Origin of the sequence: Frankia sp. Mgl5 (assembly GCF_023242985.1) — a bacterium.
Taxonomy (GTDB): Bacteria; Actinomycetota; Actinomycetes; order Frankiales; family Frankiaceae; genus Parafrankia; species Parafrankia soli.
This window is the reverse complement of the sequence record NZ_JALKFY010000207.1, coordinates 1-258: the sequence shown is the minus strand read 5'-3', so window position 1 is coordinate 258 and position 258 is coordinate 1. Positions and strand designations below refer to the sequence as shown.

Below are 258 nucleotides of genomic sequence, written 5' to 3'. Positions count from 1 at the left end.
GCCATGACCACGGAAGAGACAAGGCCGCATCCGGACAGGGCTGACCAAGAGCCAACTGTTGCAGAAACAGGGGAATCATTGCCTGACTTCAAGCAGTTGGAGGATCGAGTGATCGCCCCTGCTCCCACAGGCCCGTTTTTGCGGATCCGTACCAATCTGGATGGGGAAACGCCAGGCGAGGAAAAGTAAAAGCAAAATGCCCGGACAGGAGCCTTTTACTCCACCCGGGCATTTGCTATGTTTCAGATATTTTTCAGC

The 258-nt window shown here is 53.9% G+C and carries 1 protein-coding gene; it reads right to left on the bottom strand.

Annotated elements, in window-relative coordinates:
• Window positions 1–75 precede the first annotated feature (75 nt).
• On the bottom strand, window positions 76–258 hold a 183-nt coding region (locus MXD62_RS09030), incomplete at its 5' end, for a hypothetical protein (protein ID WP_248828922.1).